Origin of the sequence: Sphingomonas faeni (assembly GCF_030817315.1) — a bacterium.
GTDB lineage: Bacteria > Pseudomonadota > Alphaproteobacteria > Sphingomonadales > Sphingomonadaceae > Sphingomonas > Sphingomonas faeni_C.
Window position 1 is genome coordinate 1,488,665 of the sequence record NZ_JAUSZF010000001.1, and the last position, 23,467, is coordinate 1,512,131.

The 23,467-nt window shown below is 65.1% G+C and carries 23 protein-coding genes, 1 other RNA gene and 1 pseudogene; 15 read left to right on the top strand and 10 right to left on the bottom strand.

Annotation, left to right across the window (positions count from 1 at the left end):
- Nucleotides 1-2 precede the first annotated feature (2 nt).
- On the bottom strand, nucleotides 3-857 hold the full coding sequence (locus tag QFZ54_RS06870; RefSeq protein ID WP_307085699.1) for an NAD(P)-dependent oxidoreductase: 855 nt from the start codon (nucleotides 855-857) through the stop codon (nucleotides 3-5).
- Between the two features lie 57 nt (nucleotides 858-914).
- Between QFZ54_RS06870 and QFZ54_RS06875 the strand changes: the two genes are divergently transcribed.
- Together QFZ54_RS06875 and QFZ54_RS06880 are read left to right on the top strand one after the other, a co-directional pair.
- Nucleotides 915-2,174: a threonine ammonia-lyase gene (locus QFZ54_RS06875; RefSeq protein ID WP_307085701.1), complete on the top strand. Its 1,260-nt coding sequence runs from the start codon at nucleotides 915-917 to the stop codon at nucleotides 2,172-2,174.
- A 127-nt stretch (nucleotides 2,175-2,301) separates the two neighbouring features.
- On the top strand, nucleotides 2,302-3,078 hold the full coding sequence (locus QFZ54_RS06880; protein ID WP_307085703.1) for an arginyltransferase: 777 nt from the start codon (nucleotides 2,302-2,304) through the stop codon (nucleotides 3,076-3,078).
- A gap of 225 nt (nucleotides 3,079-3,303) precedes the next feature.
- Here the strand turns inward: QFZ54_RS06880 and QFZ54_RS06885 are convergent, their stop codons facing one another.
- The 4 genes from QFZ54_RS06885 to QFZ54_RS06900 all read right to left on the bottom strand — a co-directional run bounded on the left by QFZ54_RS06885 (nucleotide 3,304) and on the right by QFZ54_RS06900 (nucleotide 8,830).
- Nucleotides 3,304-4,113, bottom strand: a complete 810-nt coding sequence (locus QFZ54_RS06885) for a transglutaminase family protein (RefSeq protein ID WP_307085705.1) — start codon at nucleotides 4,111-4,113, stop codon at nucleotides 3,304-3,306.
- On the bottom strand, nucleotides 4,113-5,048 hold the full coding sequence (locus QFZ54_RS06890; RefSeq protein WP_307085707.1) for an alpha-E domain-containing protein: 936 nt from the start codon (nucleotides 5,046-5,048) through the stop codon (nucleotides 4,113-4,115). The genes QFZ54_RS06885 and QFZ54_RS06890 overlap by 1 nt, the downstream gene beginning before the upstream one ends.
- Complete coding sequence (locus QFZ54_RS06895; protein ID WP_307085709.1) at nucleotides 5,048-6,568, bottom strand: circularly permuted type 2 ATP-grasp protein; 1,521 nt, start codon at nucleotides 6,566-6,568, stop codon at nucleotides 5,048-5,050. The genes QFZ54_RS06890 and QFZ54_RS06895 overlap by 1 nt, the downstream gene beginning before the upstream one ends.
- A gap of 201 nt (nucleotides 6,569-6,769) precedes the next feature.
- On the bottom strand, nucleotides 6,770-8,830 hold the full coding sequence (locus QFZ54_RS06900; protein ID WP_307085711.1) for a protein-disulfide reductase DsbD family protein: 2,061 nt from the start codon (nucleotides 8,828-8,830) through the stop codon (nucleotides 6,770-6,772).
- Between the two features lie 108 nt (nucleotides 8,831-8,938).
- On the opposite strand from QFZ54_RS06900, the gene QFZ54_RS06905 reads away from it, so the two are divergent.
- On the top strand, nucleotides 8,939-10,582 hold the full coding sequence (locus tag QFZ54_RS06905) for an alkaline phosphatase family protein (RefSeq protein WP_307085714.1): 1,644 nt from the start codon (nucleotides 8,939-8,941) through the stop codon (nucleotides 10,580-10,582).
- Between the two features lie 240 nt (nucleotides 10,583-10,822).
- On the opposite strand, the pseudogene QFZ54_RS06910 reads toward QFZ54_RS06905, so the two are convergent.
- Nucleotides 10,823-11,743, bottom strand: a pseudogene (locus QFZ54_RS06910) (right-handed parallel beta-helix repeat-containing protein).
- Between the two features lie 248 nt (nucleotides 11,744-11,991).
- Between QFZ54_RS06910 and QFZ54_RS06915 the strand changes: the two are divergent.
- Entirely contained in the window at nucleotides 11,992-13,200 is a 1,209-nt protein-coding gene (locus QFZ54_RS06915) for a cation:proton antiporter (protein WP_307085715.1), read from the top strand.
- A gap of 100 nt (nucleotides 13,201-13,300) precedes the next feature.
- Here the strand turns inward: QFZ54_RS06915 and pspF are convergent, their stop codons facing one another.
- Nucleotides 13,301-14,338 carry a phage shock protein operon transcriptional activator gene (gene pspF, locus QFZ54_RS06920; RefSeq protein ID WP_307085717.1) on the bottom strand — a complete coding sequence of 346 codons (1,038 nt, stop codon included), beginning with the start codon at nucleotides 14,336-14,338 and terminating at the stop codon, nucleotides 13,301-13,303.
- 172 nt (nucleotides 14,339-14,510) lie between these two features.
- Between pspF and QFZ54_RS06925 the strand changes: the two genes are divergently transcribed.
- The 9 genes from QFZ54_RS06925 (at nucleotide 14,511) to QFZ54_RS06965 (ending at nucleotide 17,948) form a co-directional block, all read left to right on the top strand.
- Nucleotides 14,511-14,654, top strand: coding sequence for a hypothetical protein (locus QFZ54_RS06925; RefSeq protein ID WP_307085719.1), 144 nt, complete (start codon nucleotides 14,511-14,513; stop codon nucleotides 14,652-14,654).
- A gap of 52 nt (nucleotides 14,655-14,706) precedes the next feature.
- Complete coding sequence (pspA, locus tag QFZ54_RS06930; RefSeq protein ID WP_187502363.1) at nucleotides 14,707-15,372, top strand: phage shock protein PspA; 666 nt, start codon at nucleotides 14,707-14,709, stop codon at nucleotides 15,370-15,372.
- Nucleotide 15,373: 1 nt separating this feature from the next.
- A complete protein-coding gene (gene pspB, locus QFZ54_RS06935) occupies nucleotides 15,374-15,661 on the top strand; it encodes an envelope stress response membrane protein PspB (protein ID WP_187502364.1) in 288 nt (95 codons plus the stop codon).
- A 1-nt stretch (nucleotide 15,662) separates the two neighbouring features.
- Nucleotides 15,663-16,046, top strand: a complete 384-nt coding sequence (pspC, locus tag QFZ54_RS06940) for an envelope stress response membrane protein PspC (RefSeq protein WP_187502365.1) — start codon at nucleotides 15,663-15,665, stop codon at nucleotides 16,044-16,046.
- A 27-nt stretch (nucleotides 16,047-16,073) separates the two neighbouring features.
- Entirely contained in the window at nucleotides 16,074-16,385 is a 312-nt protein-coding gene (locus QFZ54_RS06945; protein ID WP_307085722.1) for a hypothetical protein, read from the top strand.
- 24 nt (nucleotides 16,386-16,409) lie between these two features.
- Nucleotides 16,410-16,652 carry a hypothetical protein gene (locus QFZ54_RS06950; protein ID WP_307085723.1) on the top strand — a complete coding sequence of 81 codons (243 nt, stop codon included), beginning with the start codon at nucleotides 16,410-16,412 and terminating at the stop codon, nucleotides 16,650-16,652.
- A gap of 11 nt (nucleotides 16,653-16,663) precedes the next feature.
- Nucleotides 16,664-16,903, top strand: a complete 240-nt coding sequence (locus tag QFZ54_RS06955; RefSeq protein WP_307085724.1) for a hypothetical protein — start codon at nucleotides 16,664-16,666, stop codon at nucleotides 16,901-16,903.
- 199 nt (nucleotides 16,904-17,102) lie between these two features.
- Nucleotides 17,103-17,510 carry a SufE family protein gene (locus QFZ54_RS06960; RefSeq protein WP_307089314.1) on the top strand — a complete coding sequence of 136 codons (408 nt, stop codon included), beginning with the start codon at nucleotides 17,103-17,105 and terminating at the stop codon, nucleotides 17,508-17,510.
- A gap of 123 nt (nucleotides 17,511-17,633) precedes the next feature.
- The gene (locus QFZ54_RS06965; protein WP_307085725.1) at nucleotides 17,634-17,948 is read left to right on the top strand and encodes a hypothetical protein; all 315 of its coding nucleotides are present in this window, start codon (nucleotides 17,634-17,636) and stop codon (nucleotides 17,946-17,948) included.
- Here the strand turns inward: QFZ54_RS06965 and QFZ54_RS06970 are convergent.
- On the bottom strand, nucleotides 17,924-18,463 hold the full coding sequence (locus QFZ54_RS06970) for a J domain-containing protein (protein WP_307085726.1): 540 nt from the start codon (nucleotides 18,461-18,463) through the stop codon (nucleotides 17,924-17,926). The genes QFZ54_RS06965 and QFZ54_RS06970 overlap by 25 nt on opposite strands.
- Before the next feature lie 215 nt (nucleotides 18,464-18,678).
- On the opposite strand from QFZ54_RS06970, the gene QFZ54_RS06975 reads away from it, so the two are divergent.
- Both QFZ54_RS06975 and QFZ54_RS06980 read left to right on the top strand, forming a co-directional pair.
- A complete protein-coding gene (locus QFZ54_RS06975) occupies nucleotides 18,679-20,259 on the top strand; it encodes a SulP family inorganic anion transporter (protein WP_307085728.1) in 1,581 nt (526 codons plus the stop codon).
- Complete coding sequence (locus QFZ54_RS06980) at nucleotides 20,256-20,894, top strand: carbonic anhydrase (protein ID WP_307085731.1); 639 nt, start codon at nucleotides 20,256-20,258, stop codon at nucleotides 20,892-20,894. Before QFZ54_RS06975 ends, QFZ54_RS06980 begins: the two co-directional genes overlap by 4 nt.
- 46 nt (nucleotides 20,895-20,940) lie before the next feature.
- On the opposite strand, the gene QFZ54_RS06985 is transcribed toward QFZ54_RS06980, so the two are convergent.
- Complete coding sequence (locus QFZ54_RS06985) at nucleotides 20,941-22,956, bottom strand: hypothetical protein (RefSeq protein WP_307085733.1); 2,016 nt, start codon at nucleotides 22,954-22,956, stop codon at nucleotides 20,941-20,943.
- Between the two features lie 62 nt (nucleotides 22,957-23,018).
- An RNA gene (gene rnpB, locus QFZ54_RS06990) (RNase P RNA component class A) lies at nucleotides 23,019-23,408 on the bottom strand.
- Nucleotides 23,409-23,467 lie beyond the last annotated feature (59 nt).

Consider the following 23,467-nt stretch of genomic DNA (forward strand, 5'->3'; position numbering starts at 1 on the left):
GGTCACTTCGGCAATCTCCGTACCAGCGCGCTCGTGTCCTGCCGAGCGCCACCCATAGCCTGCACATCCGCGTAGAACTGATCGACCAGTGCCGCGACCGGCAGCACCGCGCCGTTGCGCCGCGCCTCGTCGAGGGCGAGCCCAAGATCCTTGCGCATCCAATCGACCGCGAAGCCGAAGTCGAACTCGTCCTTCGCCATCGTCGGCCAGCGATTGACCATCTGCCAGCTTTGCGCCGCGCCGCCCGAGATCGCTTCGAATACCTTGTCGAGATCGAGCCCGGAGTTTTGCGCGAACCGCAGCGATTCGGCGACGCCCTGGATCACGCCGGCGATCGCGATCTGGTTGCACATCTTGGTGGTCTGGCCCGCGCCGGCTTCACCGACATGGACGATCCGCGCCGCATAGGCCTGCATAAAGGGTGCGGCCTTAGCCATCGCCTCGGCCGAGCCGCCGCACATGATCGAGAGCTTGCCGTTCTCCGCGCCGGCCTGACCGCCCGATACGGGCGCGTCGACTACCAGCGCACGCTCGCCGGCCAGCCGCCGTGCGATCGAGGCGGAGACCGTGGTGTGATCGACGAACACCGCGTCGTCGCGCATCGTCGCGAACACGCCATCGTCGCCTAACGTGACAGCGGCAAGATCGTCGTCGTTACCGACGCAGGCGAACACCGCGTCAGCGTCCTTCGCAGCGGCGGCCGGCGTGTCGGCGACCGTGCCGCCATATTTATCGGCCCATGCCAACGCCTTGGCCTGAGTCCGATTATAGACAGTGACGTCGTGCCCTGCCGCGGCGAGGTGTCCCGCCATCGGCGCGCCCATGACGCCGGTTCCGATGAATGCCAGTTTTGCCATAGCCTCCGCGCATAAGCGGTGTTTCCCATGCGCGCCAGATGGTCTAGCGGGTCGGGCATGGCTACCGACGCTGCCGTAGCGGCACCCACTCTCCCCGTCTCGATCGACGACGTCCGCGTCGCGCACGACCGGATCCGCGACTCGATCGTCCGCACGCCGACGCTGATCAGCAAGACGCTGAGCAAGATGACCGGCGCGACGGTGTATCTGAAGTTCGAGAACCTCCAGTTCACAGCGGCGTACAAGGAGCGCGGCGCGCTCAACACGCTGTTGCAGCTGTCGGCCGAAGCGCGCGCCCAGGGCGTCATCGCGGCGTCTGCGGGCAATCATGCGCAGGGCCTCGCCTATCACGCCAACCGGCTTGGCATCCCGACGACGATCGTGATGCCGACCAACACGCCCACCGTGAAGGTCATGCAGACCGAAGGCCATGGCGCCAACGTCGTGCTGCACGGCGAGACGTTCGACGCGGCTTATGCGCATGCCCGCATCCTGGAGGGCGAGTGTGGCTTTACCTTCGTCCACCCGTTCGACGACCCACGCGTTATCGCGGGCCAAGGCACCGTCGCGATCGAGATGCTAGAAGACGTGCCGCAACTCGATACGCTAGTCATTCCGATCGGCGGTGGCGGGCTGATCTCGGGCATGTCGACGGTCGCGCGGGCTTTGAGCGAAGCGCCAGGTGGTCACCCGATCGAGGTCGTCGGCGTGCAGGCCGAGCTGTTCCCGTCGATGTACAACCGGATCAACGGCACCGACATGGCCTGCGCTGGAGATACGCTAGCCGAGGGCATCGCGGTCAAGGAACCGGGCGCGATCACCTCAAAGATCGTCGCCGAACTGGTCGACGAGATCGTCCTCGTCAGCGAGCGGAGCCTTGAGGAATCGGTCAGCTTGCTGCTCCAGATAGAGAAGACCGTGGTCGAGGGCGCGGGGGCTGCCGGGCTTGCTGCGCTGCTGTCGCACCCCGAGCGGTTTGCCGGGAAGACCGTGGGCATCGTTCTGTGCGGCGGCAATATCGATACGCGGCTGCTCGCCAACGTGCTGTTGCGCGATCTGGCGCGTTCGGGACGCCTCGCGCGATTGCGGATCCGGTTGCAGGACAAGCCGGGTGCGCTATTCCACGTCGCGCGGATCTTCGACCAGGAACGCGTCAACATCATCGAGATCTATCACCAGCGGGTCTTCACGACGTTGCCGGCGAAGGGCCTGATCACCGACATCGAATGCGAACTTCGCGACCGCGCGCATCTCGACCGGCTGGTGGGAGCATTGCGCGCTGGCGGGTATGAGACATCGACCGTTGAGCTGGCATAATCCCATTCTGATACGGTGATTTACCGCGTTCACCGACATTCGTGGCAAACCGATTGAACGTTTGCGCGGGGCAGCCATATACGAGGCGACGCGGCTGATCGCGCCTGCCTGAAGGACTTTCCGCTCGGTGACCGCGCCCTTTCGTTTCCCGCGCTTTTTCGTCACCAGCCCTGCGCCGTGCCCGTATCTGCCGGATCGGCAGGAGCGCAAGGTGTTCACCGAGCTGACCGGTCCGCATGCGAACGAACTGAACGATGCACTCGGGCGGATCGGCTTTCGTCGCAGTCAAGGCGTGGCGTATCGCCCGTCCTGCACAGGATGCACGGCGTGCGTCTCTGTGCGCGTGGTGACCGATGAGTTCGTGCCCAACGCGACGCAGCGCAAATTGCTGAAGCGGCTCGGCGATATCGAGGTGACCGCGTGCAGGACATGGGCAACCGACGAACAGTTCCAGTTGCTCCGCCGCTATCTGGGTACGCGTCATCCCGGTGGCGGCATGGCGGGGATGGACGAGGACGATTACGCCGACATGGTCGAGCATTCGCCGGTCAATTCTGTGATCGTCGAGTACCGCGAACCGGGCGTCGACGGCGTGCCGGGCGCGTTGATCGGCGCCTGCCTGACCGATCGGCAGGCGGACGGGCTGTCGATGGTTTACAGCTTCTTTGCCGCCGACGACGCACGCTGGCCCGGGTTCGGCAACTTCATCATCATGGACCACATCCTGCGCGCGAGAGATGCCGGGCTGCCGTATGTGTATCTTGGATACTGGGTGAAGGGCTCGCCGCGGATGGAGTACAAGACGCGGTATCGGCCGCTGGAGGTCTTAGGACCGGCGGGGTGGCGGCGGCTGGAGGATGCGGATCTCGTGCCGGCACCTGCGAGGGTTGCGGTTTTGGTTTGAGTTGTCGATGCTGAAGGTTGGGTGGCTAGCCAGCACTTTAAAAGCCACCCCCCGGCGAAGGCCGGGGTCCAATTGGAAAACGCTGCTAATCGCGCGCACCACTTCGTTACGAACACCTTGCCAATTGGGCCCCGGTCTTCGCCGGGGGGGCCTTTTCGCATTCCGCTTCTCACGTTCTCCAGCGAAAGCAGGAGTCTGGGCCCCCGCCTTCGCGGGGACACAGGCTTAGTCCTCGCGCTGGACCACCACGTCGACGTCGAGCTCCTCGCCGCCCTCGCCCAATCGCGAACCCGCTATCGGCGCAGCCCCAGCCGCGTCGAGCGCCATCGCCACGCGGACGTAATGCTCTTCCGGCGACATGCCCGTGCACGGATCGAACCCGACCCAGCCGAGCTCGTCGACGAACGCTTCGGCCCAGCCGTGCGGGGTAGGCAGATGTACGACTTCGTGATCGTTATGGTGATAGCCCGACACGTACCGCGCCGGCGCGCCGAGCGACCGCGCGGCGACGGCGAACATGTGTGCCATGTCGCGCGGCGTGGCGCTCTCCATGCGGAAAGCGGCGGCTGCCGTTCGACCCGGCTCGGGACGTCCGGCGTCGAAGACGAACCGCTTGTGAAACGCACGGTTCAAGCGGTGTAGCGCGCCGATCCGATCGCGGGCGCCCGCGGCAGCATTGACCGCGAACTTGGCAATGGCCGTGTCGGGAGCAGTCGCCTCGGTGGACCGGAGGAACAGTGCGGGCGGAAGAGTCTCGTGCACCCCGTGCAGGACGCCATCCGAATGGCTGGTCAGCACCTCGCCCTTCACCGTAATCTCAATCCCTTCGACGGGCCCCTCGGCGTACAACATCGTCACGGCATTGCCGAAACCGTCCCGCCCCGGTCGCAACCGCGCGTCGCAATCGACGTCGATCCGCCACGACGCAACCGTTTGGTCGTGCGTGTTCTCGGGCGTGAGCCGGAGCATCTGCACAAGCCGGCCTTGCGGCTGCGCGAAGCGGTAGATCGTGTGATGATCGATCGACAACCGCATCAGAGGAACTTGAACTGACGGCCGATCGCACCGTGCAGCAGCGCGTTCTCGGCGATGAACGCCTGCAGATACTGGTGCAGCCCGGAGGCGATAACCTCGCCCGATCGCGTCTTCGCCATCCGCGACGCGCGCATCCGCGCCATGCGATCGGCCTCGCCATGGTTTCCCGTCCGCTTGGCGAGCAGGTTGAGCACGTCGACCGTCTCCTCAACCGACGCGGCCAGACTGCGCGGCAGTTCGGACCGTGCCAGTAGCAGGTCGATGACGTCGGCAGGACGAAGCCCGTCATTGTATAGCCAGCGATAGGCGGTGACCGCGGACACTGTCTGGAGGATCGTCGTCCACTGGTCGCGATCGATCGCGCCGCCAAGCCGCTCGCCCTCGGGCAACAGGATATGGTATTTGACGTCGAGCAACCGCGCGGTGTTGTCAGCGCGCTCGACTGCCTGCCCAAGTCGAATGAACCACGTCGTCTGGTTGCGGAGCATGCGGTGGACCGCACCCTCGAACCCGCGCGTCTCGTTCTTGACCGCCTCGACGAGGTTCAGCTGCGAGGTCGTGCTGCCCGGCGTGGCACGGTTCTCGAACAGCAGCCACGCGCGGTTTATCGCGGTCCAGGCCTCACGAGTCAGAGCGGTACGGACCGCTTTGGCATTGTTGCGCGCCATGTCGAGACACCGGACGATCGAACCCGGATGGCTCGAATCGAGCGTCAGGAACCGAACGACGTCGCGTTGGCCGATCCCCACGCCGGTCGCAGCGAAGGCCTCGTCGGTCTCGGTAACGGCTAAGGCAGATGCCCAGGCGGCATCGCCCGAGGGTTGCGAGGAAAGCACGTCGAGGCGGACGGTAGCTTCGACCAGTCGGGCGATAAAGTCGGCGCGCTCGAAATAGCGGCCGAGCCAGTAGAGCGAGGATGCCGTGCGCGACAGCATCAGGAATTCCCCCCGGAGGTCTGCGCGCCCGAAGTCTGCGTCATCCCGCCCATCGTCTGCGACATACCGCCAGCGTTCATCCGCTGCGATTGGTCCGCCATCAGGACAAAACTGTCCTTCGTACCGCCGCCCTGGCTCGAATTGACCACCAACGATCCTTCCTTGAGCGCGACGCGGGTAAGGCCGCCGGGGACGACCTGTACGCCCTTCGAGCCGCTCAGCACGAACGGGCGGAAGTCGACGTGACGTGGGCTGAGGCCGCCTTTCGCCATAGTCGGGACGGTCGACAAAGCGAGCGTCGGTTGCGCGATGTAGCGATGCGGCTCTGCGATCAGCGCCGCGCGGAAGTCCTCGATCTCCTGCTTCGACGCGGTCGGGCCTACAAGCATGCCGTAACCGCCCGATCCGTCGACCAGCTTGACGACGACGTCTTCGAGATTGTCGAGGACGTACTTCAGCGCCTGGGGTTCGCGGCAGCGCCAGGTTTCGACGTTGCGCAGCTTGCATTCGCCGCCCGAGTAGAACTTCACGATGTCGGGCATGTAGCTGTAGATCGCCTTGTCGTCAGCGATGCCGTTGCCCGGCGCATTCATGATCGCGACGTTGCCGGCGGCATAGGCAGCGATAAGCCCGGGCACGCCGAGCGCGGAATCGGGGCGAAAAACGAGCGGATCGAGATAATCGTCGTCGATCCGTCGATAGATCACGTCGACCTTCACACGGCCCGCGATCGTCCGCATCCAGACGACATCGTCGTCGACCACCAGATCGGCCGCTTCGACGAGTTCGATGCCCATCGAGTCCGCGAGGAAGCTGTGTTCGTAATAGGCGGAATTGTAGTGGCCGGGGGTCAGCAATACGCACGTCGGGTTCGAGCCCGTGCCATGCGGCGCGACCGACTTCATCGTCTCGAGAAGGAGGTCGGGATAGCTGTCGACCGCCGCGACGCGGAATTCGCGGAAGAGTTCAGGACACAGCCGGAGCATAGCCTCGCGGTTTTCGAGCATGTAGCTGACGCCCGAGGGCGTACGCGCATTGTCCTCGAGCACGAAGAAATCGTCGGGGCCGGTGCGGACCAGATCGATCCCGCAGATATGCGCCCAGACGCCGTGCGGGGGGCGAATACCGGCGATTTCGGGCCGGAACTGCGCGTTGCCGAGCACGAGATCCTCGGGAAGGATGCCCTCCTTCAGGATACGCCGTTCACCGTAGATATCATCGAGAAATGCGTTGATCGCCTCGACCCGCTGCACCAGCCCGTCGGACAGCCGCGTCCATTCGTCGTGGAGAAATACGCGTGGGACGATGTCGAACGGGATGATCCGCTCAGCCGCTTCGTTTTCGCCGTAGACTGCGAAGGTAATGCCAAGCTGACGGAACGTCGTCTCGGCGGCTTCCTGACGGCGGCGCAGCTCGGCGTCGGGCGTATCCTCGATCCACTTGCCGAGAGCCGCCAGTTCGGGCCGGGCGGTCGTGTCGCCCGGTGTCCCCATGATCTCGTCGAACGCTTGTTTCCCCATCGGAACGATCAATTCCCCATCAAGCGTTGCGGTTCCATGCTGCAACGCTTCGCTGCGCTGCACAAGTCAAGAATATGACTAACTGACCTGCTCCCCTCCCTGGAAGGGAGGGGCTGGGGGTGGGTCGGCTCGGGGTTAGTGCGACGTCAGCCAATGGGCCGACCCACCCCTAGCCCCTCCCTTCCAGGGAGGGGAATCCTCTTAAGCCCCCAGGCCTTCTAGTAGTCCAGGTGTCAGGACCTGCGGGAGGACGGTGGGTTCGGCAGCGCCCGGCGCGTAATACAGGTACAGTGGCACACCGGCACGGTTGTGGGCCTGAATAAAGCGGCCCATCACCGGGTCGCCGTCGGTCCAGTCGCCGATCAAGGCCGCGACCTTGTGCTTGGCGAACGCATCACGGACACCGGTCGTGTCGATTGCCGCCTTCTCGTTGACCTTGCACGTCAGGCACCAGTCGGCGGTGAAGTACACGAACACCGGGCGCTTCTCGGCGCGCAGCGAGGCAAGCTTGGCCTCGGTGAACGCTTCGTCGCCGGTAGTGGCACTCTTGGCGGCGACCGGCGGCGCGCGTGAGATCAGCACGGCGCTGCCGAGGAACACGACGAGCAACAGGACCTGCGCGACCACGCCGAACGACTTGCCCTTGCGCTGGCGCGAGCCGCCGATCCAGAGGACTGCGCCGACCGTCAGTACCGCGACCAGCGCCAGCGTCAGCGTGTCCACGCCGGTCTGACGCCCGAGCACCCAGCCGAGTGCGATCGCGGTGAGGAACATCGGCACCGACAGGATGTGGCGGAACGTCTCCATCCAGACGCCGGGCTTGGGCAGCCACCGCCGCCACGACGGAATGAACCCGATCGCAAGGAAGGGGAGCGACAGCCCCAATCCGAGCCCGCCGAACACAGCGAGCGCCGCCGGCCAGGGGAGCACGAGCGCCGCGCCGAGTGCCGCGCCCATGAACGGCCCGGTGCACGGCGTCGCGATGAACGCCGCCAGTGCGCCGGTCGCGAACGCCCCACTCGCGCCGCTCTCGCCGGCAAAGCGCGGCGTCGGCACCTCGAACAGTCCGGCGAGATTGAACGCGATCGCGGTGCTCAGCAGCAGCAATGCGACGATCGCGCCGGGGTGCTGCAACTGGAACGCCCAGCCGACGGCCGAGCCACCTGCGCGCAGGGCAAGGATCGCCGCGCCGAGGCCGAGGCAGACCAGCACGACGCCCGCGGTATAGGCCAAGGCCTCGCCGCGCGCGTCCTTCTCGCTGGCGCCACCGCGCGCGAGGCTGAGCGCCTTGAGGCTGAGGATCGGGAACACGCACGGCATGATGTTGAGGATCAGGCCGCCGAGCACTGCGCCGGCGAAGGCGATCAGCGCTGTCAGCCAGATGCTTTCGCCGCTCGCGCCGGTCGAGCCGCTGCCGGCCGCATCGCCGACCGCGCCGGGCGTCGCCTTGACGCCGAGCCCCTGCCCATCCCCGATCCGCAACACGCCTTCGATGGGGCCGCCGGTCTTGGCATTCGCCGCGATTTTGGTGCTGATCGTCAGCCGGTCGCCGTCGCGCGTGACAGTCTGCGCCGCACCGTTCTCGATCGCGCCGGTCGTGACGGGGAAGAAATATGCCTTGTCGGCCTTCGCGCCCGCGGGGAACGGGATGGCGATCCGCATCGTCCCGTTGCCCGCCGCATAGGTAGCGCCCGCGTCGAGCGGCTTGGGGATAGCCTGCCGCCAGCCCGCGAACGCCCCCGACTTCAATGGCGCCTGCGATGGCGCACCGTCACCGATCGTGAGGTCGAGCGACAACGCCTTCTCCTCCGGCACGCAGATCGTCGCGGAGCAGACGAGGTAGCTCGTCTTCAGGCGGATCGGGAATTTCGTCCCCGCCGCCAGCCCCGCCGGGACCTGGATCGTCACGAGCGGCGCATAGGGCGCCTCGTAGACGTAGTTCATCAGCCCCGCGATCAGCAGCGTCGTCGGCACAGGCCATTCGGGCTCGCCCGCCTTCGCGCCCGCAGGCAGCGTCCAGTCGAACGTCGCCGGAAAGCCGGCATCGCCGGGATTCTGCCAATAGCCATGCCAGCCGGCCTCCGGCGTTGTCGCCAGCGCGATCGTCAGCGGAGCGCCGGCCCTGGGGTGATCGCTTTCGGCAACCAGCTTCATCATCAGATGCTGGCTGGAACCGTTCAGCGATTCCGCTAGCGCAGGGCCGCTCGCCAGCCCGCAGACGGCCAGCAAGACCGTCATCAGGACGCAACGTAATCCGCGCATGGCCATCCTTGTTTCGTTCATCGCACAAAGCCATAGCGGTGACCTTGTCGTATTGCACTTCAAAGCGACGGCCTCGCTCGATGGTCGTCGCTGGCTAAAGGACTGTTCGTGAAAGCACTTATCGCCGCGCTCCTGCTGACTTCGGCCGCTTCGGTCTCCGCCCAGACCTCACCGATACCCGCGCCGCCAACGCCGGCGGCGGCTCCCGCCACCCCGCCGAAACTGATCGTTGCGATCTCGGTCGACCAGTTCGCCGCCGACCTGTTCCAGCAATATCGCAACCATTACACCGGCGGCTTCACCCGGCTGCTGAACGGCGCGGTGTTTCCGAGCGGGTATCAGAGCCATGCCGCGACCGAGACGTGCCCTGGTCACTCGACGATCCTGACCGGCATGCGGCCCGCGCATACCGGGATCATCGCCAACAACTGGGTCGATCAGCGCGCCGGGCGGCCCGACAAGATCGTCTATTGCTCGGAGGACGAGCGCGTCACGGGGAGCACGCACGACAGCTACACCGTGTCGGACATGCATCTGAAGGTGCCGACGCTCGGCGAGATGATGAAGGCGCGCGATCCGCGGACGCGCTCGGTGTCGGTCGCGGGCAAGGATCGCGCGGCGGTGATGATGGGCGGCCACAAGGTCGACGAGCTCTGGTGGTGGGACGGCAAGACGTACGTCTCCTACGCCGACCGCGCGGTGCCGCCGGCCGTGCAGCGTACGCGCGACGCCGTCGCCGCGCTGATCGCCAAGCCGCAGGCGGCGTTGCCGCTGCCCGGCTATTGCGCGGGCGTGAACCATCCGATCGTGATCGCGGGCAAGACCTACGGCCAGGGCCGCTTCGAGCGCGAGTCGGGCGATGCGAAGGGCTTCCGCGTGTCGCCGGCGTCGGATGCCGCGGTGTTCGCGATGGCGGCGGCGCTGGTGCAGGACATGAAGCTCGGCAAGGGGCCGCAGACCGACATCATCGATATCGGCGCGTCGGCGACCGATTATATCGGCCATACCTACGGCACGCAGGGCACCGAGATGTGCATTCAGATGGCGCAGCTCGACAAGACGCTGGGCGATTTCCTTGACGTGATGGACGAGACCGGGGTCGATTACGAGGTCGTGCTGACCGCCGATCACGGCGCGCACGACGCGACCGAGCGGCAACAGCAGCGGGCGATGCCGATGGAGGCGCACATGGACGAGAACGTGCTGGCCAAGCAGGTCGGCACGGCGATCGCCAAGGACATGGGGCTGTCGAGGAGCGTGCTGCTCGGCACCGAGGGCGACGTCTATATCGATGATTCGCTGCCGGAGAAGACGCGCGCGAAGGTGCTCGGAGAAGCGCTGCGCCGGTATCGCGCGCTGCCGCAGATCGCGGGGGCGTACTCCGCCGCCGAGATCATGGCGACGCCGATGGCCAAGTCTCCGCCCGAGACCTGGACGCTGATCGAGCGGGCCCGTGCGTCGTTCGATCCGGAGCGCTCGGGGCAGTTGGTGGTGCTGCTCAAGCCGCGCGTGACGACGATCGTGTCGCCGGCGAGCGGCTATGTCGAGACGCATGGCTCACCATGGGATTACGATCGCCGGGTGCCGATCCTGTTCTGGCGCAAGGGTATGACGGGGTTCGAGCAGCCCCTGTCGGTGGAGACGGTGGATATCGTGCCGACCTTGGCCGCGACGATCGGGTTGCCGGTGAAGGGGCTGGACGGGCGGTGCCTCGATCTCGATCCGGGTGCAGCGAGCACGTGTCCGAGCTGAGCAAGGTCTTGCTCGCCTTGGTGTGTTCTCCCGCGAAGGCGGGAGTCCAATCTGGCTCCCGCCTTCGCGGAAGAACATACTTTGAGGCTGGCATGGCGCCTTCCCCCTTGCCCGTCATCCTGCCCTCTCCCCGTCATCCTGACGAAAGTCAGGATCCAGAGCCACAAAGGGCGGCGCCCGTTACCCTGAATCCTGACTTTCGTCAGGATGACGGAGAGGGGTCGGCGAAGGTCCGAGCGCTTACCGCGTCTCGAACGGCCGCAACCCCGCTCCTAGGCGGTTCGTGCCAAGTGCCAGCTTGTCATGGCTATAATCCGCCAGGAAAGCCGGGCTGCTGCTATCCCCAGTAGACAACCGCGCATCGTTCCCCTCCACCCGCAACCCGGTCGAACGGTACGTCTTCGCCTCCGCTGCGACCACGATCAGCCCGATGTGGTTCTCCTTGTTCCGCCCCCGCACGAACGTGTTGCGCGCAATGAGGCCGGTCGCGCCTTCGGGAAGGTCGATCATGTAGTTCGTCCTGCGCCCGGCGGTATCGTCGAAGCTGTTGTCGGTGATCGACACGGTCGGCACGCGCAGCTTGACGTAGTGCCCGCCCGTCCCACGCTCGAACCGCGAATTGATGATCGTCACGCTGCCCATGTTCGCGAGGTAGATCGCGTGCGAACAGCCGGGGGACTCGCCGCACTGGCCTAGCCCCTGCGAACGTCGAATGATCGATCGTGATCTTCTTCGAGGTCGGTTCTCATCCGAGAATGACCTCCTGGCTGTCGAGGAACATCGCGTTCGTGACGGTCAGGTTGCCCATCTCGCTGCGAATCCCCGCGCCGTTGCCGCCCGACACGCGGTAGCCGCGGAAGACGAGGCCATCGACGACCGAGCCTTGCCCCCGCAGTACCAGCGCCGCCTTATCCTCGCACGCCACCATCTCGAATATAGCGGTGCCCGGCTTGACCGCCTTGAAGGTGATGCGACCGCGGCCTGCACCGCGCATTGCCGGTATGTGCCGGGCGCGATCAGGATCGTCGCGGTGCCCATGCGGATCGACGACACGGCCTCTTGCAACGTCGCGAACCCCTGACCGTCGACCGTGAATGGCGCAGCCCCTTGCGCGAACGCGGGAGCGGCGAACAGCGCGAGCGCCAGCAACGTTCGTTTCACCTGAAAACCCTCCTTTTTCCGCGACAATGGCTCGCCAGCGACGTTCGTTGCGTGATCGCCTGGAACGGCGCGCTTCGGCCAGTCGCCCCCCACCCATTTCGACGCCTGTCTCGATATGACGCAGCGGACAGAATGAACCGAGACGGGCCGATTGGGACATCGATAGGTTGCCGCGCCCGCTTCCCCCGAATACTGTCGCACCCGTAACGAAGCCGGCGGGGGGAACCGATCGGTGCCGGGGGATCCAGATGCACGCCATGACGCCGACGGAGGTTTTCCTCCTCGCGATACTTATCATTTTCACCGCGCCGTATCTGGTGTGGCGACTGGGGCGAACCGATTACTGGGCGCCGCTGGTGGTAGTGCAGATCTTCGGCGGCATCCTGCTCGGGCCGGGTGTGCTCGGCGCGGCGTATCCCGATTATTACGCGACGATCTTCACGCCCGCGACGATGGGTTCGCTGAACGGCATCGCCTGGTGGGCGGTGATGATGTTCGTGTGGGTCGCCGGCATCGAACTCGATATCGGCGAGGCGTGGAAGCGGCGGGGGGAGACCGGTGTGACCGCAGGGCTCGCGCTCGCGGTGCCGCTGATCACCGGCAGCATCGCTGCGGCGCTGATGCTGCGTTACCCCGGCTGGCGCGGGCCGGACGGCGCGACGTGGCAAGTGGTGCTCGGCATCGGCATGGCCTGCGCGGTCACCGCTCTTCCCATCCTCGTGCTGTTCCTCGAAAAGCTCGAGATCCTGCGCGAACCAATTGGCCAGCGTATCCTGCGCTATGCCAGCCTCGACGACATCGCGATCTGGGGCGTACTCGCGCTGATCTTGCTCGATTGGGAGCGCGTCGGTCGGCAGGGCGGCTTTCTGGTCGGGTTCGCGGTCGCCACAATGCTGGTGCGCAAGCTGATGGGGATGATCGAGGAGAGCGACCGCTGGTATGTCAGCCTAATCTGGCTTGCGGGTTGCGGGTTCGCGGCGGACTGGGCGGGGCTGCACTTCATGGTCGGCGCATTCCTGTCGGGCGCGGTGCTCGACGCCAAGTGGTTCACGACGGCGAAGATGGACCAGTTCCGCCACTTCGTGCTGCTCGCGGTAATGCCGGTGTTCTTCCTGTCGACGGGCCTGAAGACACAGTGGGCGGTTGGCGGCTATGCCGTGTTCGGCGCGGCGGCGTTGCTGCTGGTCGCGTCGGTCGGCGGCAAGCTCGCAGGGGTTCACGCCGCCGGGCGGATCCTGAAATGGCGGCCGGGCGAGGCCTCGGCGATCGGCTGGCTGCTCCAGACCAAGGCGCTGATAATGATCATCTTCGTCAACATCCTGCTGGATAAGAAGATCATCACCAACGAGACCTTCACCGCACTACTTCTGATGGCGCTCGCGAGCACGATGCTGACCGTGCCGATGGTCGCACCGAAGTTGAAGAAGCTGGCGGGGCTGGTGGGGAAGAGCGCCTGACCCCCGCCCGTCATCCTGACGAAAGTCAGGATCCAGAGTAACGAACGCCGTGCTGCTTGGCTCTGGATCCTGACTTTCGTCAGGATGACGGACGTTGGGGTTAAGCTCCCGCGTTGAGCAGGTCGTGACGTTTAAGAGCGTGGCGGAGTTGGTCGTAGCTCAGGCCTAGCGCTTCGGCGGTGGCGCGCTGGTTGAAGCGGTGTTCCGCCAGGGCGCGTGACAACAGGTCGCGTTCGAACCGGGATACGCGAGACTTGAAGTCGGAAGGGCCTTCCTCGCACGCGACCACCGGGTCCTCGCCTTCGTCCGCCTCGGCAGCACGTGGGGTCACCACCATGGGTTTCGCCGCAGCTGAAGCGCCGGGGCGATGCGGCGACTGGAACGGGTCGATCTCGATCGCATCGATCGGCCCGGCCTGTTCCCATCGATACACCGCGCGCTCGACGACGTTGCGCAACTCACGCACGTTCCCCGGCCAGCGATACGCGATCAGCGCGTCCATCGCCGCCGGGCCGAACCCCTCCCAGCGTTCGCGCCCTAGCTCCGACGCCATCCGCCGGCCAAAATGCTCGGCAAGGACGACCACGTCGCCGGTCCGCGCGCGCAACGGCGGCAACGTCACGACCTCGAACGACAACCGGTCGAGCAGATCGGCGCGAAACTCATGCCGGTCGACCTTGTCGGGCAGATGCTCGTTGGTCGCCGCCACGATCCGCACGTCGACGCGCATCGGCCGCGACGAGCCGATCCGGGTGATCTCGCCATATTCGACCGCGCGCAGCAACCGGTCCTGCGCCGCCATCGACAGCGTGCCCAGCTCGTCGAGGAACAACGTCCCCCCATCGGCCTCCTCGAACCGCCCTACCCGCGCCTTGGTCGCACCGGTGAACGCGCCCGCCTCATGCCCGAACAATTCCGCCTCGATCAGCGTCTCGGGCAACGCCGCGCAGTTCATGATGACCAAAGGCTGGTCCCACCGCGGCGACAGGCGATGCAGGCGCTCGGCGACCAGTTCCTTGCCCGTCCCACGCTCGCCGATCACCAGCACCGGGCGGTCCAAAGCTGCCGCCCGAGACGCACGTTCGAGCGCTGCCATGAACGTGCCGGACTCGCCGATGACCTGTGTCGTTCGCTCCATGACGAAGATGTGGCGCGAATTCCCAACTCTTGGCAAGCTTACGCCAACGCCCGAACACCCAAAATCGCGCAAACCCCTGCAATTCGGCCATTTTCGAAACTGGCACGACAGATGCAATGCTTGAGGCAACCCGCCGAATAGCGGAACCAACCAGTCTTAAAGGGGACCCACCATGTTCAACACCAACATCGCCCGCACCGTCGTCGCCACCCTCTGCACCATCGTCGTCAGCGCAACCTGCGTCCTCGGTGCGGTCGGTCCCGCCATCGCAAACAACGCAACGCCTATCGCGGTACATACCTCGATCGTGGCATAAGACCCCGACGGCTCCCCGAGAGCCTCGGGCCGACCCCTGGAGTAGGATTTACATGGGCATCTTTTCCCGCACCCGCGACATCGTCGCCGCCAACTTCGCCGATCTTATCGAGAAGGCCGAAGACCCGTCGAAGATGATCCGCATGATCATCCTCGAGATGGAGGAGACGCTGGTCGAGGTCCGCGCCTCCGCCGCGCGCACCATCGCCGACCAGAAGGAGATGCGCCGCCATATCTCGAAGCTGGAGCAGCTTCAGGACAACTGGACCGAGAAGGCCGAACTGGCGCTGAGCAAGGACCGCGAGGACCTCGCCAAGGCTGCCCTGGTCGAACGGCAAAAGGCGTTCGACATGGCCGAGCAGCTCAAGGCCGAAGTCGGCGTACTCGACGATGCGCTTCGGGCGTCGGAAGAGGACATCGCCAAGCTCCAGACCAAGCTCCGCGAGGCGCGCACCAAGCAGAACGCGGTGCAGACTCGGCTCGAAAGCGCGAACAACCGCACCCGGCTTCGGGAAATGTACAACGGTCCGAAGACGCACGAGGCGTTCAGCCGCTTCGAGATCCTCGACCGCCGCGTCGACGAGGCCGAGGGCCGCGCGGACGCGATGGGGCTCGGGGTCGTCAAGACGCTCGAGGAGGAAATCGCCGAGCTGCGCAGCGACGACAAGGTCAACGCCCAGCTCGCCGCGCTGAAAGCGCGCATGAAGAAGGACGATTGAGATGGATGACCTGACCCCCGTTCTCGTCTGCGCGGTATTGTTCATCGGGCTGCCGTGGGTGATCCTGCACTACATTACCAAGTGGAAGCAGGCGCCGCGGATCACCGAGGAAGACGAGAAGCTGCTCGACGAGATGCAGATGCTCGCCCGCCGCCTCGAAGACCGCGTGATGACCGTCGAACGGATCATCGCCGCCGACAATCCGGACTGGAAGCCGGGCCTCGGCACCACGCAATCGCCGTATCTGTCGGACCAGCAATCCGACCGCACTTCTGATCGGAGGAACTGAAATGTCCGGCAGCCGCACCCAGTTTTACCTCGATAAGCAGAATGCCAAGTGGAAGGGCGTCTGCGCCGGGATCTCCGATTATACCGGGATCGACGTGCTCTTCGTCCGCGTCGCGATGGTCGTGCTCACGCTCGCCGGCGGCTTTCCCTGGACGCTGCTTGCCTATTGGCTGGTCGCCTGGATGGGGCATGCCAAGCCGATCGGGCTGTACGAGACGCCCGACGACGCGAAGTTCTGGCAGGGAGTGCGGTCGAACCCGAAGCGCTCGACCGCCGAGGTCCGGAGCAAGTTCCGCGACATCGACCGCCGCCTCGCCGACATCGAGACGCATTATACCAGCCGCAACAGCACCAGCCTCGCGGCAGAGATCGACAGCCTGCGCTGAGACGCGGCGTCAACAGGGAGAATGACGATGAATTGGGGTGGACCTGGGCTCGTGATCGCGATCATCGCCATCACGACCATCGGCTGGATCGCGAACAACTGGATCCGTACCAAGCACGGCTATCCGCCGAGCGACGACTGGGGCAACTCGATGAACTGGGGAGGTGGGCACAAGCAGGACCCGGCAAGCGAACGAAAAGTCGAACTGCTCAGCAGCGAGAACGAGCGCCTCACCGGCCAGGTTTTCCGTCTCGAGGAGCGGATCGCGGTCCTCGAACGCATCGCCACCGATCCCGCCGAGCGCACCGCTCGTGAAATCGAAGCGCTTCGCCACCGCTAAGCCCACGACGTTGGAGAGATACCGATGAATCCCTTTTCCATGGTCGTCTGCATCGTCCTGATCGTGATGGTCGCCAGGGTCCTGACTGCCCGTTACCGCGCGATGGAAAATATCCCGCAGAATCCGGTCGACAGCATCGACGCCCTTCGGCTGCGCGACGAAGTGCAGCAGATGAAGGAGCGCATCCAGGTCCTGGAGCGCGTGATCACCGACAACCACAAGAGCGTCGATCTCGACCGAGAGATCGAACGGCTCCGCGACCGCTAGAGGAGGCGGACATGATCGAACCTAACGTCTACATCATCCTGGCGCTGGCGAGCCTTGTAGGGCTGGCGATGATCGTCGGGGGCGGATTGGCCGGATGGCGCGGCTGGCTCTCGCTGCGGCGGATGGAACTGGACCAGATGCAGGACGGTCGCATGCCGGTGGCGGTGTCGACCGGATCGCGGATCGAGATCGCGGACCTGAAGGAGCGCATCAAAAAGCTCGAAGCGATCGCCGCCGGGGTGGATCTATAGGGTCTCTTCGGAAGCCGTGGACCACCCCGGCGGAGGCCGGGGCCCAGTTGGAAAGGTTGTAATAACAGCGAGCTAGGCCTTGCCATAGCCGTCCCCCAACTGGGCCCCGGCCTTCGCCGGGGTGGTGATGTCCAACGATATGCTCTCTGGTTTGCCCCCGGTGTTGAAGCGCTACGAGCGAACCGCTACCCACAGCCACATGGCCACCCTCACCGACATCCGCGAGGAATACGACTTCCTCGAACCCGACGACCGCTACCGCCTGCTGATCGACCTCGGCAAAGAACTCGAGCCGATGCCGGATGCGCTCAAGACCGATGCGACGTTGGTGCGAGGGTGTTCGGCGTCGGTGTGGGTGTATCCGACTACGACCGACGACGGTCGGCTCCACTTCCTGGCCGACTCGAATGCGGCGATCACCAAGGGGATCATCGCGCTGGTACTGCTGACGGTACAGGATCAGGCGCCCAGCGCGATTGTCGCGACCGACATCAAGGCGGAACTCGCGCCGTTCGACCTGAGCAAGCAGTTGAGTTCGAACCGGACTCAAGGGATCCCGAACATGATCGCGTTGATCCGGGAGACGGCGGAGCGGTACGAGAAATAACGTGCCCTCACCCTTCCCACACGGCAAGTGGCCGCGGGCCCCTTCCCTCTCCCCTCAGGGGAGAGGGAGAGAAGCCGAAGGCGGCGAGGGTGAGGACACAGGCGGTAGAGCCGCTCGCTCCAAATGAGACAGCGCCTCCAGGACATCGTCAACGTCAACCCGAGCCGGCACGAGCATCCACCGGTCCGGTCGAGCCCCGTCCACCATCACCACAGCGTTCTTCGGACACACCCCGAGGCACTTCACCTCAACGACGCCGCGGTCCGCCTTGCGACCCTTTTTCACCCCCAGCGCCTGACGCAACAGTTTGACCAGCGGCGTCCGCCCCTTATCGCCGAACCCGCCACCGAGCTTCTTCGAACACTTGCCGCAAACCAGAACGCTACCCTGCCAGCGACTGGCGAGTACCCGGATCACGCCGGCTTCCAGGTCCGCTGATCTTCGGCCGCCTTCAATACCTCATACGCTGCCTGCACGCCCTGGAACCGCTTCGCCGCGTCCTTGTCGTCCGGCCGGACATCTGGATGGTTCGCCTTCGCCATCCGCCGCCATGCCGCGCGCACGTCCTCGAACGTCGCATCGGGTTCCAGGTCCAGTACCTCCAGCGCGCGCATCTCGTCACGCGAGCGGCTGCCGTCGCCCGAACCAGCCCAAGCATAGTGCTTCGGATCCGTATAGCCGTCCGCGGTTCGCGTCTCGGCGGCCTCGCGCTCGGCGGCTTCCTCTGCGCTCAACCCCTCGAAGTAATTCCAGCCGCGGTTGTATTCGCCCGCGTGGTTCATGCAGAAATACCAGCGGTCCGGGCTGTTGGGCGATTTCGGTGCCGGGCAGTTGCCGGGCTCGTTGCAGCCATGCCGATCGCACAGCCGAACGGTCACCGCTTCGGTGCTCGCGCCGTAAGCGCGCCAGCGCGGAAAACCCCAGTCGGACGAACGTGTAGTGCTTCGAGCCATAGCGGCCCGAGATAGGCGTCCCCACCGACAACGCAACCATGGGCTTCGAAGAGGACCGAAACTCACCGACCCAACTATATTCCGCGTTGCGATCTTCCACCTTGAGTCAGCACCCGTTCATCGATTAATGAACATGAACTATTTGTCATGTGGCATGGATAGATGCGTCCGGTGCGGACGTATTCCCAGCCGACACCTCAGCGACAGGAGCCCTGGTGCCGACTCTCATTCCAAAGCTTACCACATGGCGCGCGGATCTTCCCGCCTCCATCGTCGTCGCGCTCGTCGCGCTTCCCCTCTGTCTCGGTGTCGCATTGGCGTCCGGCGCGCCGCTGTTCGCGGGCATCATCTCCGGTATCGTTGGCGGCATAGCCGTCGGTCTGTTCTCCAAGTCGCCTTTGTCGGTCAGCGGCCCCGCGGCCGGGCTGACGGTCATCGTTCTCACTGCGATCGAGAGCATGCCGAGCTACCAGATGTTCCTGATGGCGGTCGTGCTCTCAGGCGTTCTCCAGATCTGTTTCTCGCTCACGCGTGCGGGTATCCTCAGCGAGTTCGTGCCGTCGTCGGTCATCACCGGCATGCTCGCGGCGATCGGCCTGATCCTGATCCTCAAGCAGATCCCGCACGCCGTTGGTTTCGACCGCGAGGCCGAGGGTATTTTCGAGTTCTCGACCGCGAACGGCATCAACACCTTCTCGCGGATCACCGAGAGCCTCAGCGCGGCGGTTACACCGGGCGCGATCCTGATCGCCGGCGTCAGCCTCGCCTTCCTGTTCTGGTGGGATGGCGCAAAACCCAAGAACGGGCCGCTCCGCTTCGTTCCCGGCCCGCTGGTCGTCGTGCTGATCGGCATCTTCGGCAACATGCTGCTGGGTGCCGTGAAGCCCGATTGGCAGCTGCAGGAGACGCACCTCGTCCAGGTCCCGATCACGCAGACGTTGTCGCAATTCCCATCGCTGTTCACCTTCCCCGACTTTTCCGGGATCACGATGGGGATCGTCTGGAGCAGCGCGGTCACGCTCGCAATCGTCGCCAGCCTAGAATCGCTGCTGAGCGTCAAGGCGGTCGACGAGATCGACCCGCGTCGTCGCTCGACGGACAAGAACTGGGAGCTGATGGCGCAGGGCGGCGGCAACATCCTGTCCGGCCTGATCGGCGGCCTGCCGGTCACGTCGGTGATCGTCCGCTCGTCGGCGAACGTCGACGCGAAGGCCGAGAGCAAGCTTTCGACGGTGCTCCACGGCTTTTGGCTGCTGGTCAGCGTCGCGCTGATCCCCGCGGTTCTGAACCTGATCCCGCTCTCGGCGCTCGCCGCAGTGCTGATCGCGACCGGCTACAAGCTGACCAAGCCCAAGCTCTATACCGAGCGCTTCAAGCAGGGCTGGACGCAGTTCATCCCCTTCGTCGTGACGGTCGGTGCGATCCTGTTCACCGACCTTCTCGAAGGCATCGTCATCGGCCTCGCCGTCGGCTTCGTGTTCGTCGTCGCGCGCAACTTCCGCACCGCGATCACCTTCGCCTGCGACGACGAGGACTGCCTCGTCCGGGCCCGCCGCAACCTGTATTTCATCCATAAATACGAACTGCAGAAGTCGCTCGATCGCGTGCCGGACAACGCGAACCTGCTGATCGATCTCTCGTCGACCAGCTATGTCGATCTCGACAACGTCGACATCATCAACGCGTTCATCAAGGGCGCGCAATACCGCGGCATCACCGTGCTGATCCGCGGCGATCTGGCGCTCCGCACGGTGAAGCTGATCAACGCCCCCCAGACCGAGGTCCGTTTCGCATGAGGCAATACAAGCAGCTCCTGCTCGCCAATAAGGCGTGGTCGGCCGAGATCATCGAGGAAAGCGCCGACTTCTTCCAGCGCCAGCTGGTCGGGCAGAACCCGGAGTTCCTATGGATCGGCTGCTCCGACAGCCGCGTCAGCCCGGAACAGATGACGATGACGCCGCCGGGCAACATGTTCATCCACCGCAACATCGCCAACCTCGTCAACGACGACGACATGAACCTGATGTCGGTGCTGCAATATGCGGTCGACGTGCTCGGTGTCCGCCACATCATCATCTGCGGCCATTATGCGTGCGGCGGCATCCGCGCGACGCTCGATGGCGGCACCACGGGCCCGGTCGACGACTGGCTCTCGACCGCGCGCGGCGTGCTGCACGACCATGCAGACGAGATCGACGCGCAGCCCGACCGCGAGCAAAAGGTCAACCGGCTGGTCGAGGTCAATGTCCGCGACCAGTTGATCCGCCTCGCGCGCACCAAGACGATCCAGGGTGCGTTCGCGCGTGGCCAGGAAGTGCTGCTGCACGGCTGGGTCTACGACATCCGCGACGGGCTGATCAAACCGATGATGGAAATCGATTCAAAGACCGTGCTGGAAGAGGTCGGACGGCCGGACAAGGTACTGGTGTAACGAGGACGACATCTATCGTTCGCCCAAACGATAGATGTGGTCATGGTTATCCCGGCAACAGGAACTTGATGCGGTTGGTCGTGGCGCCACACCCAAGCCCACCGTCGGGCCGGTAGGTTTTTGCGTATTTCGTCTTGGTGAAGAACTTGGTGCCCGCTTCCGAGAAGATGAAGGGCGGATAACTCAGCAGCGCGCGCTGGTTGATGACGTTGCCGTCCGCGCCGATGTCGAACTGAACCTGGGTCCAGCCTTCGAATCCCCATCGCTGGGCTTCCATCGGAAACGCTTCCGATCCCGGCATGGATACGACCTTGGGCGGTGCATCCATGATCGCACACTGGTTCGCCGTCAGGCCGCTGGACGCGAACGTCGCGCGCGCGGCATCGATCTGGCCGTTGCGTTCCTCGATCGACGCGATCCGGATCAGCGCACCGACACGCAGCGGGTCGTTCGGCCGTAACGCCTTGTCGTCCGCCACCTGTCTGAGCGTCACGATCGCCGTGTCGTTCTTTTCGGACTTTCGCGTCCGCGCCACAGCGCCATCGACCATCATCAGCCGGATTGCCGCCCGGGCCTGGGGATCGTTCGCATAGACGGGCTCCGACAGCATCGGCATCAGCGTTCGCTGAAATACCCCCGACCTCCAGATGTCGGTGACCGCGTCAATGCGCCCCGCGAGGTCGAAAGTCAGTCGCGCACTCGGCGGCGCATCGTTGGCGACCGCGATCGCCAGACCGCGCGCAGACAAGGCGGCACGCTCCTCCCGCGCTACGGTAGGATTGTTCGTCAGGCGATAGATCGCGGCGAGCGTACGCAGACCATTAGGCGACTGCGCCAGCGCCGATGCGAGTTCGGCACGCTGTCCAGCCAGCGCAGCCGCCTTGGACCCGGTCGGTTCGGGAGCAACCGCGACGCCCTTGCTGGATAGCCATTGCTCCAGGACTCCGTCGAGTCCGTCGTCGATCGACGGCCGCTCGAACGCGGTCGAACAGCGCATCTCGACCCGCACGTGATAGCGAAAAAAAGCGGGGATCGCCTGGACCTTTTCGGCAGGCCATGACCAACCCTTCACCGCACGCACAAACTCCAGCGCGACCTGCCCGCCACCCGCCGCATAGATCGGCACCGCCTGGTCGATGGTGCCGTCGGATGCGATGTTGAACTCGACCACCGCGACGTCCTGCGGCCTGAGACCGGCATCGCCGCCACAGTCCGGCGAGCGCATTTCGGCGGCGGGATCGAACGATCCCTTCACCATGCGCCCTGCACCGGTATAGGCCATGTACCGCCGCGCCTCGTCGGCGTTGCCACCCAGCAGGAACGCGATAGCGGCATCCGACCGGGCCGAGGCGTCCATGATATCGACCTTGTTTGTTTCGAGCCCGCCCAGCAGCTTGATCGCCTGCAGCGCACTGGCACGGGCGCCGGCGATATCACCGGTATTGAGCTTCAGCAGGGTCCGCTCGCGCGCGAAACGTGCGGCTACGCTCTTCTCGAGCTCTACCGTACCGGCCAACGCGTCGCTCCGCGCCAAGGTCGCCGCCGCGGCCGTAGGATCGATGAAGATCTGCGCGGTCACCAGCGACAGCATCGCGCCCAGCTTGTCGGCGGTACTGACCGCACTCGCCTCCGCCTGCTGGAGCGCGGTCACGGCGCCCGCATAATCGAGCGTATCGGTGGCAACCTGACCCAGGACGAGAAAGGCGCGCGTCCGATCCTCCGCAAGACTGGCATCGTCCGCCGGAAGCAGCGCGAGCCCAGCCCGCGCAGCCTTCACCGACTCGTCGGCGCGGTTCAGCGCGAACAGCGTCGGTGCCTTGCGCACCAGCACGATGCCGCGGCTGCGCGACCCAGGCTTCGTCCGTGCTTCCAGCTTTTCCCAGGCCGCCAGCGACGCCGCGCGATCGGGCTTGGCGTCCAGCGCCGTTGCAGCGTCGAAGTCCTGCTGGATCGTCGTCGTCGCTGGCGGCGTGGACGGCGGCGTTTGGGCACCCACGGGCACCAGCCCGGTCGCCATCGCCAGAGCGCCCGCGCTCGACAGCGCCGTCTTCTTGAAACGCATCACATCCCCCACGTCGCAACCCCACGCCTCGTTTGCGTGCAACTTGCAATGGTTCGGAGAAGGATGCCAGAGGGTCTGTAAGCCGGGTTCTGTCCATTTCCGATCCTTCGATACGGAAGTTAGGCGACCATTCCTCTAGGACGACGGTTGCCCGCCGCCTCAAGCAATCAACCCGGGTGACGAGCTGAAACGAAGCCCATGTGCCACCCCTATTCGATCTTGCTCCCGGTGGGGTTTGCCGTGCCGCCCCTGTTACCAGGCGCGCGGTGCGCTCTTACCGCACCCTTTCACTCTGACCGCCCCGACTTGCGCCGAGGGTTGGCCGTCTGCTCTCTGTGGCACTTTCCCTAAGGTCACCCTCGCCGGGCGTTACCCGGCACCGTCGTTTCGCGGAGCCCGGACTTTCCTCGCGGATGCCATTACAACATCCCCGCGGCCGCCCGACCCTCTGGCGGGGTGAGCCCTAGCGTGGGTGGGTGAGATGCACCACCGTTTTTAACGAGCGCGCTTT